Annotated in this window: 11 protein-coding genes and 1 tRNA gene; 8 read left to right on the top strand and 4 right to left on the bottom strand. The window is 67.7% G+C overall.

Features of this window, described 5'->3' with window-relative positions; genetic code table 11:
• Positions 1-438 precede the first annotated feature (438 nt).
• Positions 439-573 (top strand): hypothetical protein, encoded by a 135-nt coding sequence (locus tag AB0I04_RS48230; protein WP_360901205.1) that lies wholly within the window; start codon positions 439-441, stop codon positions 571-573.
• 312 nt (positions 574-885) lie between these two features.
• Entirely contained in the window at positions 886-1,482 is a 597-nt protein-coding gene (locus AB0I04_RS48225; protein ID WP_360901202.1) for a tyrosine-type recombinase/integrase, read from the top strand.
• Positions 1,483-1,535: 53 nt separating this feature from the next.
• Here AB0I04_RS48225 and AB0I04_RS48220 read toward each other — a convergent pair.
• A tRNA-Gly gene (locus AB0I04_RS48220) sits at positions 1,536-1,609 on the bottom strand.
• 197 nt (positions 1,610-1,806) lie between these two features.
• Here AB0I04_RS48220 and dcd point away from each other — a divergent pair.
• The 4 genes from dcd (at position 1,807) to AB0I04_RS48200 (ending at position 6,409) form a co-directional block, all read left to right on the top strand.
• Positions 1,807-2,382, top strand: coding sequence for a dCTP deaminase (dcd, locus tag AB0I04_RS48215; RefSeq protein ID WP_360901208.1), 576 nt, complete (start codon positions 1,807-1,809; stop codon positions 2,380-2,382).
• 41 nt (positions 2,383-2,423) lie between these two features.
• Positions 2,424-3,098: a hypothetical protein gene (locus AB0I04_RS48210; RefSeq protein ID WP_360901199.1), complete on the top strand. Its 675-nt coding sequence runs from the start codon at positions 2,424-2,426 to the stop codon at positions 3,096-3,098.
• Positions 3,099-3,495: 397 nt separating this feature from the next.
• On the top strand, positions 3,496-4,656 hold the full coding sequence (locus AB0I04_RS48205; protein ID WP_360901196.1) for a glycine betaine/L-proline ABC transporter ATP-binding protein: 1,161 nt from the start codon (positions 3,496-3,498) through the stop codon (positions 4,654-4,656).
• Positions 4,649-6,409: an ABC transporter permease/substrate binding protein gene (locus tag AB0I04_RS48200; protein ID WP_360901193.1), complete on the top strand. Its 1,761-nt coding sequence runs from the start codon at positions 4,649-4,651 to the stop codon at positions 6,407-6,409. The genes AB0I04_RS48205 and AB0I04_RS48200 overlap by 8 nt, the downstream gene beginning before the upstream one ends.
• A gap of 292 nt (positions 6,410-6,701) precedes the next feature.
• On the opposite strand, the gene AB0I04_RS48195 is transcribed toward AB0I04_RS48200, so the two are convergent.
• The 3 genes from AB0I04_RS48195 to AB0I04_RS48185 all read right to left on the bottom strand — a co-directional run bounded on the left by AB0I04_RS48195 (position 6,702) and on the right by AB0I04_RS48185 (position 10,211).
• Positions 6,702-8,837 carry a (Fe-S)-binding protein gene (locus AB0I04_RS48195; protein ID WP_360901190.1) on the bottom strand — a complete coding sequence of 712 codons (2,136 nt, stop codon included), beginning with the start codon at positions 8,835-8,837 and terminating at the stop codon, positions 6,702-6,704.
• A 179-nt stretch (positions 8,838-9,016) separates the two neighbouring features.
• A complete protein-coding gene (locus AB0I04_RS48190) occupies positions 9,017-9,190 on the bottom strand; it encodes a hypothetical protein (RefSeq protein ID WP_360901187.1) in 174 nt (57 codons plus the stop codon).
• A 91-nt stretch (positions 9,191-9,281) separates the two neighbouring features.
• Positions 9,282-10,211 carry a hypothetical protein gene (locus AB0I04_RS48185; protein ID WP_360901184.1) on the bottom strand — a complete coding sequence of 310 codons (930 nt, stop codon included), beginning with the start codon at positions 10,209-10,211 and terminating at the stop codon, positions 9,282-9,284.
• A 579-nt stretch (positions 10,212-10,790) separates the two neighbouring features.
• Here AB0I04_RS48185 and dnaK point away from each other — a divergent pair.
• Together dnaK and grpE are read left to right on the top strand one after the other, a co-directional pair.
• A complete protein-coding gene (gene dnaK / locus AB0I04_RS48180) occupies positions 10,791-12,647 on the top strand; it encodes a molecular chaperone DnaK (protein WP_360901181.1) in 1,857 nt (618 codons plus the stop codon).
• Between the two features lie 49 nt (positions 12,648-12,696).
• Complete coding sequence (gene grpE / locus AB0I04_RS48175) at positions 12,697-13,386, top strand: nucleotide exchange factor GrpE (RefSeq protein WP_360901178.1); 690 nt, start codon at positions 12,697-12,699, stop codon at positions 13,384-13,386.
• Positions 13,387-13,389 lie beyond the last annotated feature (3 nt).

The following is a 13,389-nucleotide window of genomic DNA, read 5'->3' as shown; positions in this document are numbered from 1 at the left end:
CACCAAACCCGCGCCCGCAGTAGCCATCACTGGAAACGCTGGCTCCACCACAACCACATCACGATCTAAACCGAAAAGCTCACTGTAGTACTAAGACAGGTCAATGCGACGCTTGAGACCCCGAGCGCATAACCGATCCCCATTTGAATTGCGCACCCGGCTCCGGAGGGTGGTAGCGCATCTCGGGCCGGTTATGGTCCTGACCTGTGGTCGGACAGGTAGCAGGGGAGTCGCTCCCTGGGCGCCATTCCGCGCATATTCCGCAGCCCGGTCGCACCGGTCCGGAGTGCTCTCCCGCGCGTACGGCGGGATGTTGTGACAGACATCAATCGCGCGGGTGAGTGCTCCGGCGCGCGGGGGCCTGGGGGCGGCGGAGCCCCCAGTGTCACACTCGGCCAGCCGATATGACCAACCGACCGCATCTTTTTCAGTTCGATCTTGGTCAAGGTGATCAAGCTGCGGGGCGACGCCGGCACATCCGCCTGCGATCGTGATCGTCTGGTGTTGTCTGCCGGTGTTGCCGTCACCGTTGCCGTCAGCAGCGCATGCGCTTACGGCCTTGCAGGCTTTTGAGCGAGGAAGGTGCCCACCGTCCTCTTCGCTCCTTCGCCGGGCTCTTGCAGGCGCGGTCCTGAGCCATCCCCGAGCCTGAGCGCCCCCGCCGGAGGCATCTTCTACAGCACTCCGCGATCTGGGGAGCGGGGCTGCCGTCTGATGGCCGTAGGCCACCCGTAGGGCGAGCGCATGCGAGTCTGCCGGCGGCCCTGCGCCCGTCCCGCGAGAGATCCAGGCCGATGCCGCTGGAGAGAATCCGCGGTTCGGTCTCCGCCTGGTGGGCCGCCCACGGCCGGAGGGACCGGCGCCCACGCCGCACGCCCGTAGGGCGTGCCGGAGCGGGCGGCCTGCGGCGGCGCGGAGCGCCGTCGCCTTGACGCCGGGATCGTGCGCATCGATGAGACGGTCTACGAACTGGGCCCGCTCGTGAAGGGCACGCCGAAATCCGAGGCCAGCACGCGCAAGGTCGCGATCCCCGATCTGATCATCCCGGACCTTCGTCGGCACCTGGAGGAGTTCGCCGCACCGGGTCCGGAAGGCTTCGTGTTCGTCGGGGTTAGGGGCAATCAACTGCGCCGCAGCAACTTCACGGATCCGTGGAGGCGGGCACTTGACGCGGCGGGCGGCCTGCCTGAAGGCATCCACCTTCATGACCTGCGGCATACCGGCAACACCTTCGCCGCCGAGTCAGGCGCGTCGCTGGCCGAGTTGATGAGCCGGATGGGCCACTCCTCGACCAGGGCGGCGCGAATCTACCTCCACGCTCGGCAGGAGCGGGACAAGGAGATCGCGGCGACGCTGGGCAAGATGGTCCGACGCGAACTCAAGCGCTCGCAGAAGCCGCAGAAGCCCGGCGACGCGGGCGGCGGGAAGCCTGACGAACGCTCGAGCACGCAACGGGCACGGAAGCGACGAAAGGCCTCGTGACGAAAGAAGCCCCAGCGCCTGGGATTCATGTCCTGGCCTGGGGCTTTGCTGTGTGGAGCGGGTGACGGGAATCGAACCCGCGCTACCAGCTTGGGAAGCTGGAGTTCTGCCATTGAACTACACCCGCATCGGTCGTCTTCTCCGGAGACCGCCCGCACATGCTACCGGAACCCGCGCCCTCCATGCTCAAGGGTTCCGGCGTCCCGCCGGACCGCCCCTGGGGTCGGAGAGGCAGGGGTGCTGGCCTGGACCCGTGGGGCGAGGATTCTGGGTGATCCGATCCGGCGTTTACGTGTCGGGGTGATTACCCGGTACTTTCTTGTCGTGCTGCTCTCCGATCGTGATCTCAAGGCCGAGATCGAGTCCGGGCGGATGAAGATCGATCCGTACGACCCCGGGATGGTTCAGCCGTCGAGTATCGACGTGCGTCTGGACCGCTACTTCCGGGTGTTCGAGAACCACAAGTATCCGCACATCGATCCGGCCGTGGAGCAGCCCGACCTCACCCGGCTCGTTGACGTGGAGTCGGACCAGCCGTTCATCCTGCACCCGGGGGAGTTCGTGCTGGCCTCGACGTACGAGGTGTTCGGCCTGCCCGATGATCTCGCCGCCCGCCTTGAGGGCAAGTCGAGCCTGGGTCGACTCGGGCTGCTGACGCACTCGACCGCCGGTTGGATCGACCCCGGCTTCTGTGGGCATGTGACGCTGGAGCTGTCCAACGTCGCGACGCTGCCGATCAAGCTGTGGCCCGGCATGAAGATCGGTCAGATGTGCCTGTTCCGGACGAGTTCTCCGGTCGAGGAGCCGTACGGGTCCAAGCGGCACGGGTCGCGTTATCAGGATCAGCGTGGCCCGACGCCGTCGCGCTCCTACCTCAACTTTCACCGCACGCGTATCTGATGGGCGGCGTGTCGGCCAGGCGGCTGCGTAAGGTGCCGGCGGTGGTGTTGCCGCGGTCGCCGGAGCCGCAGCGGTTGCTCGCCGCGATCCGGCTGTTCGATCCGGAGGCCGCGCCGGTCGACGGCGGGATCACCTTCGGGGCGGGCGTACGGCTGGCCGGGCCGCATCCGGTGACTCCGGACCTCGCCGCCAAGAGCAACCTTCCGCAGGGCCAGGCGTTCGTGGCCAGCGACTCGGGACCGTTCCAAAACTGGCTGGCGCGTGGGCTGGCGCGTCGGTTCGGCGGGTACGCGCATCTGCCGCAGGAGTTCGTCGCCGATGACCCGACGGAGGTCGTGGTGGTGCACACGCCGCGGAAGGTGTCGCCCGGGGAGCTCGCGGCGCGGATCAGCGCCTTCATCCCCGGGCTGGTGCCGAACGGAACGGAGGAGGACGGTTCCTCCTTCCTGACGACGCCGCGCGTGCCGATCAACATTCGCTGTGACGGGCCGGAGGTGCCGAGCCTGCGCTGGCTGCTGCCGTTGGCGCTCGGGCCGATGCGGCGCGAGCCCGGCCTGCACGGCTACCGGTTCGGCATCGCGGGGGAGCGTGACGCTCGGCTCGTACGGCTGGCGGCGACGGCGGCGCTCGAGCTGGCTCAAGGGGTGGGCGGCGTTACCACGGACCTGGACCGGTTCCGGGTCTTCGAGCCGGGCGATCCCGGCCTCTATCGCTGATCGGACCACCCCGGTTTCCCCGATCTTCCCAGGTCAAACCGATCACTAGCGGATTGTGATCGATCGCACACGGATGTGCATTCCTTTTTGCCTGGCGATAAAGTTCCTTGACGCATGACCCATTCGGTCGGTTGGCGACCACAAGAGTGACGTGCGTCACATCTTGTTCCCCTGGGTCGTACAGGCGAACCGGCGGTGGGAGCGGACCGGCGGTTCGCATCGATTGCCGCGCGGTCCGACGGAGGGACATACGACGCTCGGGACGGCGGCGCGGCCGGACCGAAAGGACGATGTGCCCAGAATCCGCGCGCAACATGTGTCAAAGATCTTTGGCCGACGATCGGCCGAAGCCCTCCGAAGAATCAGTCAAGGCGCCGAACCCGACGAGCTCCGCCGCATGGGCGTGACCGCGGCCGTCGCCGACGTCTCATTCGAGGTCGATGAGGGCGAGATCTTCGTCGTCATGGGGCTCTCGGGCTCCGGCAAGTCCACGCTGATCCGCATGCTGAACGGTCTTCTCGAGCCGACGGACGGCAGCATCGAGATCGACGAGGTCGACATCACCGCCATCGGCGGAAAGGACCTGCGCCAACTCCGGCAGGAGAAGGTCAGCATGGTCTTTCAGCACTTCGCCCTCTTCCCTCATCGCACCGTCCTGGAGAACGCGGCGTACGGGCTCGAGACCCGGAACGTTCCAAAGCAGGAACGACTGGCGAAGGCCAAGGAGTTCCTGGAGTACGTCGGCCTCGAGGGCTGGGAGGATCGCTACCCCGACCAACTCTCCGGCGGCATGCAGCAGCGCGTCGGGATCGCCCGCGCGCTCGCCGCCGAGACGGACATCCTGCTGATGGACGAGGCGTTCAGCGCCCTCGACCCGCTGATTCGGCGGGAGATGCAGGACCTCCTGCTCGACCTGCAGGGCGAGCTCGGCAAGACGATCGTGTTCATCACGCACGACCTGAACGAGGCGATGCGGCTCGGCGACCGGATCGCCATGCTGCGTAACGGACGCGTGATGCAGATCGGCACGGCCGAGGAGATCCTCACCGACCCGGCCAACGACTACGTCGCGCAGTTCGTCGCCGACGTCGACCGTACGCGCGTGCTCACCGCGCGCTCGGTCATGGAGACGCCGATCGCCGTCGTGGAGCCGAGCGGCGGTCCCCGCGCGGCCGTACGCGTCATGCGGGAGCAGCAGGCGTCGTTCACGTTCGTCGTGGCGAAGGACCGGCGGCTGGTGGGCGTGGTGTTCGCCGAGCCGGCGGCCAAGGCCGTACGGGAGGGCCGCAACACCCTCGACGGCATCATCGAGAACGGTTACCACCCGGTCGACCCCGACACCGCCGTGGCCGACCTGTTCACCTTCTCGGCGGAGAGTCCGCTGCCCGTGCCCGTCACAGACAAGAACGGCAAGCTCCTCGGGGTGATCCCGCGGGTGACGCTGCTTGCCGCGCTGGGCAACCTGAGCGGTAACGGCCACACCGGGAACGAGGAGGCTGCCGCGTCCGCCGAAGAGGAGAGCGACACCGTCCCGTCGGAGGTGAACGCCGATGCCTAGGATCCACTTCGGCAACTGGGTCACGGACACGGTCAACTTCCTGACCAAGCACGGCAAGCCGGTCTTCAGCGCGGTCAGTGACGTGGTCGGCGGTCTCGTGCACGGGCTGAGCCACGTGCTGACAGCGCCGCCGTCGCTGGCGTTGGCCGCGCTGGTGGCCATGCTGTGCTGGTGGCTGCGCGGCCTGCTCGCGGGCGTCCTGACGTTCGTCGGGCTGATGGTGATCGACGCGCTCGGCCAGTGGAACGCGGCCATGGAGACGCTCGCGCTGGTGCTGGTCGCGAGCCTCGCCGCCCTCATCGTCGGCATCCCGCTGGGAATCCTCAGCGCACGGGTGCCGTCGTTCGGGGCGGCGGCCCGGCCGGTGCTGGACTTCATGCAGACGATGCCGGCGTTCGTCTACCTGATTCCGGCGATCTCGTTCTTCGGGCTCGGGGAGGTGCCGGGCGTCGTCGCGACGATGATCTTCTCGATTCCGCCGGGCGTGCGCCTGACGGAGCTCGGCATCAAGCAGGTCGACAAGGAGATGGTCGAGGCGGCCGAGGCGTTCGGCACGCCGTCGTCGCGGATCCTCACGCGCGTGCAGCTGCCGCTGGCGCTGCCGACCATCATGACCGGCGTCAACCAGGTCATCATGCTGTCGCTGTCCATGGTCGTCATCGCGGGCATGGTCGGTGCGGAGGGCCTCGGCGCGAACGTCTTCGGCGCGATCACGCAGTTCAACCTGGGGGCGGGCGCCGAGTCCGGCCTCGCGGTCGTGCTGCTGGCGATCATCCTGGACCGCATGACGGGCGCTCTCGGGCAGCGTCTGGCGCCGGCCGCGCGGCGGCACGCCGAGCGGGCCGCGCACGGCGGCGTGTCATCCGTGCTGCGGTACCGCCCGCGTCCGGCGCTGGCCCTGTCCGGCGTGGTCATCTTCGCGCTGCTCGCCGCCACGCTCGGCGTCGTCGGCTCCGGTGGGAGCGGCGGCAAGGGCAAGCCGATCACGATCGGCTACATCCCGTGGGATGAGGACGTCGCCGTCACCCAGCTGTGGAAGACGGAGCTGGAGAAGAAGGGCTACCGGGTCACCCTCAAGCAGGTCGACGCCGGTCCGTTGTTCGCCGGGCTCGGCCAGGGCAACATCGACCTGTTCCTGGACGCCTGGCTGCCCGCCACGCACGCCGACTACTACAACCGGTACAAGGACAAGATCACCGACATCGGGATCTGGTACAAGAACGCCAGCATGCAGCTGGCCGTCCTGAAGGACGACCCGGCGAACTCCGTCGCCGACCTCAAGGGGCAGAGCTCCCGGTACCAAGGTCGCGTCGTCGGCATCGAGCCGGGCGCCGGCGAGATGAAGATCGTGAAGAACAAGGTGCTGCCCGGGTACGGCCTCGGCGACTACAAGCTCGTTCAAAGCAGCACCGCGGCGATGCTCGCGGAGCTGAACCGCTCGGCCCAGAGCAAGCAGCCGATCGTGGTGACCCTGTGGAAGCCGCACTGGGCGTACACGAAGTTCCCGATCAAGCCGCTGGCCGACCCGCAGAACGCCTTCGGCTCGGCGGAGAAGATCCACGCGCTCGGCCGTCAGGGCTTCGCGAAGGACTTCCCGCAGCTGAACGGCTGGCTGAAGAAGTTCACGATGTCCGACACCGACCTGTTCCCGCTCGAGGACCTGGTCATGAACAAGTACAAGGACACGCCCGCCCAGGGCGTCGCCGAGTGGGAGAAGCAGCACCCCGACCTCGTCAAGCGACTGACGAGCTGATCCGGCCTCCGGGCCCCTTCCGAGGGGCCCGGCACCGGCCGTCTCAGCAGTGGTCACCCGGATGACATCGTGATTCTTTCCACAACGGGTGGCCAAGCAGGATCAAAGTCGATAGTTTCGGACGACGCGTTACCGACCAATCCGGTTTACGTCGATCCTTGTGGTCTTCGTCACATCGGGGTGGGTACGTCAGGGCGGTGTCATCTCAAATCCCCGCTCCCCCGAGATGGCACCGCCTTTATACGTGGCAAGGGCCCGTCACCGACCGGTGACGGGCCCTTCGCCGTACGTCCTACTCGACGGCAGCGGGCTCGGCGGGCTCGCCCTTCACAGACTTGATCAGCAGCTGGGCGACGTCGACGACCTCGAGCGACTCCTTCGCGTCGCCGCTGTTCTTCTTCTCGTTGATGGCGTCGCCGAGCATGACGAGGCAGAACGGGCAGGCCGTGGAGACGGTGTCCGGGTCCGTGCCCAGCGCCTCCTCGACGCGCTCGGTGTTGATGCGCTTGCCGATGCGCTCCTCCATCCACATCCGCGCGCCGCCGGCGCCGCAGCAGAAGCCCCGCTCCTTGCAGCGGTGCATCTCCTGCGTCTGGACGCCGGGCACCTGGGCCATGATGTCGCGCGGCTGGGCGTACACCTTGTTGTGCCGGCCGAGGAAGCACGGGTCGTGGTAGGTGATCTTCTCCTCGATCGGTGTGACCGGCGTGAGTTTGCCGGTCTCGACCAGGTGCGACAGCAGCTGCGTGTGGTGCACGACCTCGTACGTGCCGCCGAGCTGCGGGTACTCGTTGGCGAGCGTGTTGAAGCAGTGCGGGCAGGACGCCACGATCTTCTTGACGCCCGCCTCGTTGAGCGTCTCGACGTTCTGCTGGGCGAGCATCTGGAAGACGAACTCCATGCCCAGGCGGCGGGCCGGGTCACCGGAGCAGGCCTCCATCGGGCCGAGCACCGCGAACTTCACGCCCGCGATGTGCAGCAGCTCCGCGATGGCCTTGGTGGTCTTCTTCGCGCGGTCCTCCAGCGCTCCGGCGCAGCCGACCCAGAAGAGGTACTCGGTGTCCTCGGGCATCTTCTCCTCGACCACCGGGACCTCGAAGTCGAGCTCCTCGATCCAGTCGAGGCGCTTCATTTCGGACATGCCCCAGGGGTTGCCCTTGTTCTCGAGGTTCTTGAGCATCACGCCCGCCTCGGACGGGAAGTTCGACTCGATCATCACCTGGTAGCGGCGCATGTCGACGATGTGGTCGATGTGCTCGATGTCCACCGGGCACTGCTCGACGCACGCGCCGCAGTTGGTGCAGGACCACAGGACATCCGGGTCGATCACGCCGTTCACGTCCGCCCCGCCGACGAGCGGCCGGCCGGCCTCCTTCAGGACGTCCTCGGGAAGGTTCGCCTGCTCCTCCTCGGAGGCGAAGATGTACGGCGCCTTGACCAGCGCGTGGTCGCGCAGGTCCATGATGAGGGTCTTCGGCGACAGCGGCTTGCCGGTGTTCCAGGCAGGGCACTGCGACTGGCAGCGGCCGCACTCGGTGCAGGAGGCGAAGTCGAGGTAGCCCTTCCAGGTGAAGTCCTCGATCTTGCCACGGCCGAAGGTGTCCTCGTCCGGGTCGGCCTCCTCGAAGTCGATCGGCTTGCCGTCGCTCATCATCGGCTGCACCGGCCCCAGGCCGTCCGGGCGGCGCTTGAACAGGACGTTGAGCGGCGCGACGAAGATGTGCAGGTGCTTGGAGTTCAGCACGATCAGCAGGAAGACGAGCATCACGCCGATGTGCAGGAGCAGCCCGACCGACTCCAGCGCCTCATCGGCGCCGTGCCCCAGCCCCTTGAGGCCGTTGCCGACCAGGTGCGACATGAACGCCGCGTTCCCGTACGGGAACTTCCCCGTGGCCACGCCCGCGCCCCGGAACAGGAACATCGTCCAGATCACGTTGAAGATCATGAACAGGACGAGCCAGGCGCCGCCGAGGTGCGAGCCCTTGAACCGCGACTTGCGATCGAGCTTCTTGGGGGAGTTCTTGACCCGGATGATCGCGAAGGCGATCAGGCCGAGCAGCGCGGCGACCGCGATGAAGTCCTGCAGGAAGCCGAGCACGCCCCACTTGCCGATCAGCGGGATGTGGAAGTCCAGCCCGAAGAACAGCGCGCCGTACGCCTCGAGGTAGACGGTGGCGAGGATGAAGAACGCCCACATGACAAAGAAGTGGGCGAGGCCGGGCACGGTCCACTTGAGCAGCTTGCGCTGCCCGAAGACCTCGACGGCCTGGAGCTTGACGTCCTCACCGACGTTCGCCTTGGCGAGCGCGATGCGGTCGGGGGCGGGCTGGCCGTTCGTCGCGAGCCTGTAGAGGAACAGGACCCGCCGAACGGCGAACACCAACGCGACCACCGTTGCGGCAAGCCCGATGATCAACCTGAGAACCAATGTTCCGTCCTCCTGAAGGTACGGCGTTGGCAATCAGCGTACGGCTCGCGACTGACAGCCATCGACATGGGACCCCAGGAGTCTACCGAGCAGTAGCTTCACTGCCCATCACCGGACAGATCTCCCGATCCCGGCACTGAGCGCGTGCGCGTCCCGCGCCCTGACCAGGCACGGGACGGTCACCCGAACGGCAGGGCCGACGGCGGGGACGGCTTCTCCCCCGTCCAGCCGTAGCTCCACAGGGCCATGTAGTTGATCACGAAGCCCGGCTTCCGGCTCTGGTACTCCCCACCGGGCGTGAGGAGTACGGACTGATCGGCCAGGAGCGCCCCTGCCGCGGGGGGCTCCTTCATCTGATGCCTCATCTATTGGCGTGGGATGGCGGTCACCCCTTCTCCCCCGCAGCCCCGGATCCCCTTCCCCTCTGCCGGCTTTCAGCTCCCCTTACTGGAAGGCCGACGTGTCGGGGCCGGGGGATTCGTTGGTCCAGCCCACCGACGTGTACACCTTCTCGGCCACCACCGCTCCCGCCGGACGGCGGCCCGCGCCGGTGACGACCTCCTGGACGTCCAGCACGCGGGCCACGCCGGGATCGATGATCCAGCGCAGCTCGGTCCGGTCGAGGCCGAGTCCGCTGATCACGACGCCCTCCCCCGTACGGTCCAGCGAGTCCATGACCTTGCCCGCCGCTCGTACGCCCGGCAGGCCGGCCATCATCCGCAGGACGGCCGCGCGGATCTCCGGGCGGATCGGCAGGTCGGTCATCAGCTGCGGCAGGACGATGTGCCCGTATACGGCCAGGCCGCCCTGGTGCGCGGTTGCGAGCTTCGCGTCGATCTGGCGTCGCAGCACGGCAGGGTCCGTCGACAGGTTGTCCAGCCAGATCGGCGAGACCGCGACGTCCGCGAGGCGGTAGTCGGTGGCGGCGGCGAGCTGAGCGTCCCGCTCCGCCGGCCCGGACCCGGCCACGCAGATTCGCGCGCTGGTGGAGTACGCCGGCCACCCCCGAGACGGCAGGCCGCCCTGATCCGCCCGCTCCTGCGCGGTGAGGGGGCGGGCGCCGAGGCACCGCCGGTAGGCGACGGTTCGCCCCCCGCCGGTTCCGGCGAGCCAGATGCCGTCGCGCACCCGCACCTCGATGGGGCCTTCCCCGCCGCCGTTCCCGGCGTTGAGCGTGTACCGGCCGGTCTCGACGACCCGCCAGTACCGCCCGGTGGTCAGGTCCGGGTGGCGGCCCAGGGCGGTGGCCGCCGCGAGGAGGATGTCGCGGCCGGTGGGCGGACCGTGCCGTCGGGCCTCCTGGGCCGACGATCCGACCGACAGCGCGACCGCGACCATCGCTCCGGTGACGGCCAGGCCGAGTGGGACTCCCACGCCGAGACGCGACCGAGCGCGCCGACGATCGCCCCGCGAAGAGGCGGAAGGGTCATCCTCGGTGTCACCGACGACCCGCGTCAGGTCCATCACGCGTCAGGCTCCCTTCCCGGCGGCGCGGCGGCACCGCTCCGGCCATACCTCGGGGAGAGGTCCACGCTACGGAGTCCCTCCGTCACTTCGGGCCCGCTGCGGAAACCGTCTCCTCTTAATCTCCCGATGGGCGACATCGAGTTCCCGGCCCACCGGGGCATTTCGCACCATCTGAAAAACCTCAGGGTGCGTGTCCCCGATGTGTACGGATGCGCCTCCCCTCACGGTTCAGCGGGTTTGAGGCCGAGCCCGAACCCGCACGTCACTTGAAGGGGAGCGACGCCGGCGGGGACGGCTTCTTACCGAAGATCCCGAGATTCTCTTCGCCGGCGGGAACACTGCGTGCCAGGTGGCCGTTGTACAGGTCAGCAAAGTTGAGTCTGGCTGACTCAAGTCATTTGACAGTCACGGCGCCGCTTGGCAGTCTTGCGTCTGCTGGACTCAGCTTCATCGACTTAGCAAGCTCACAGTCGGAGGAACCAACTCATGGCACGTGCGGTCGGTATCGACCTTGGAACGACCAACTCGGTCGTCGCGATCCTGGAGGGTGGCGAGCCCACCGTCATCGCCAACGCGGAGGGGTCGAGGACCACGCCGTCCGTCGTCGCCTTCGCCAAGAACGGCGAAGTCCTGGTCGGCGAGGTCGCCAAGCGCCAGGCGGTGACCAACGTCGATCGCACCATCCGGTCGGTCAAGCGCGAAATGGGCACCGACTGGAAGACCACGATCGACGGCAAGGACTTTACGCCGCAGCAGATCAGCGCGTTCGTGCTGCAGAAGCTCAAGCGCGACGCGGAGGCCTACCTCGGCGAGAAGATCACCGACGCGGTGATCACCGTTCCGGCCTACTTCTCGGACCACCAGCGGCAGGCCACCAAGGAGGCCGGCCAGATCGCGGGCCTCAACGTCCTGCGGATCATCAACGAGCCGACGTCCGCGGCCCTGGCGTACCACCTGGAGAAGGAGGGCGAGGCCACGATCCTCGTCTTCGACCTCGGTGGTGGCACCTTCGACGTCTCCCTCCTCGAGGTCGGCGACGGCGTGGTCGAGGTCAAGGCGACCAACGGCGACAACCACCTCGGCGGCGACGACTGGGACAGCAAGGTCGTCGACTGGCTGGTCACGAAGTTCAAGAACGCCCACGGCGTCGACCTGTCCAAGGACAAGATGGCACTGCAGCGGCTCCGTGAGGCCGCCGAGAAGGCCAAGATCGAGCTCTCCAGCTCCTCGGAGACCAGCATCAACCTGCCCTACATCACGGCCTCGGCCGAGGGCCCGCTGCACCTGGACGAGAAGCTCACCCGGGCCGAGTTCCAGAAGATGACGTCCGACCTGCTCGACCGCTGCAAGAACCCGTTCCAGCAGGTCATCAAGGACGCCGGCATCAGCGTGAGCGAGATCAACCACGTCGTTCTCGTCGGTGGCTCGACCCGCATGCCCGCCGTCGCCGAGCTCGTCAAGGAGCTGACCGGCGGCAAGGAGGCCAACAAGGGCGTCAACCCGGACGAGGTCGTCGCGGTCGGCGCGTCCCTGCAGGCCGGCGTGCTCAAGGGTGAGGTCAAGGACGTCCTGCTGCTGGACGTCACGCCGCTGAGCCTGGGCATCGAGACCAAGGGCGGCATCTTCACCAAGATCATCGAGCGGAACACCACCATCCCGACCAAGCGGTCCGAGGTGTTCACCACCGCCGACGACAACCAGCCGTCCGTGGAGATCCAGGTCTACCAGGGCGAGCGCGAGATCGCGTCGTACAACAAGAAGCTCGGCACCTTCCAGCTGACCGGCCTGCCGCCGGCGCCGCGCGGTGTCCCGCAGATCGAGGTCACGTTCGACATCGACGCCAACGGCATCGTGAACGTCGGCGCCAAGGACCTCGGCACCGGCAAGGAGCAGTCGATGGTCATCACGGGCGGGTCGGCCCTGCCCAAGGACGACATCGACCGCATGATGCGCGAGGCCGAGCAGTACGCCGAGGAGGACCACAAGCGCCGCGAGGAGACCGAGACCCGCAACAACGCCGACACCCTCGCCTACTCCACGGAGAAGTTCCTCCGGGAGAACGACGAGAAGATCCCGGCCGAGGTCAAGACCGAGGTCCAGTCGGCGCTGGACGAGGTCAAGAAGGCCCTCGAGGGCACGGACGTCGACACGATCCGCAACAGCTCCGAGAAACTGGCCCAGGTCAGCCAGAAGATGGGCGCCGCGATGTACGCCCAGAACCAGGCGAGCGCCGAAGGCCCGACGGCCGACGCGCAGGCCCAGGGCGAGCAGCCGAAGGACGACGAGGTCGTCGACGCCGAGATCGTGGACGACGACAAGGACACCAAGGGCGGCGCGGCGTGACCGGGGTCGTCCCCCCACACCGTGACGAACTGGTACTTGAGGAGGAAGCGTGACGGAGCGTCGTGACGACGCCGAGGAGCGCCAGGGCCCGGTGATCCGCGACAAGCGGCGCATCGATCCCAAGACCGGTGAGGTGCGGGAGTCGGCGAAGTCGGCTCCCGCGCCCCCCACCGAGAAAGCGCCCTCCGGCACGGACGGAGAAGAGGTCGCGAAGCTCAAGAAGGAGCTGTCCGAGCGCACGACCGACCTTCAGCGGCTGCAGGCGGAGTACTCCAACTACCGCAAGCGGGTCGACCGGGACCGTGCGGCCGTGCGCGAGCAGGCCTTGGCGTACGTCCTCGGCGAGCTGCTGCCGGTGCTCGACGACATCGGGCGGGCCCGGGAGCACGAAGAGCTGACCGGGGGTTTCAAGCAGATCGCCGAGTCCCTCGAGGGCATCGTCGGCAAGCTCGGCCTGGAATCGTTCGGCACGGCCGGGGAGCCGTTCGACCCGAACGTCCACGAGGCTCTGATGCACTCCTACTCCGATGAGGTCGAGGAGCCGACGGCAATTCAGATCCTGCAGTCGGGGTACCGCATCGGCGAGCGGACCCTCCGGCCCGCGCGGGTCGCCGTGGCCGAGCCGACCGAGGACCTCGGTCCGCAGGCCGAGCCGGAGGAGAAGGCGAAGTCGGAGAGCACGGCCGACGGTGAGAAGCCGGAGGCCGAGTCCGGCGTCGACGGCGCCGGCGACGACTGAGAC

Origin of the sequence: Actinoallomurus sp. NPDC050550, assembly GCF_040655075.1 — a bacterium.
In the GTDB taxonomy this organism is placed as follows: Bacteria; Actinomycetota; Actinomycetes; order Streptosporangiales; family Streptosporangiaceae; genus Actinoallomurus.
Note: the sequence above shows the minus strand (reverse complement) of the source record. Positions and strands in the feature narration are given on the sequence as shown.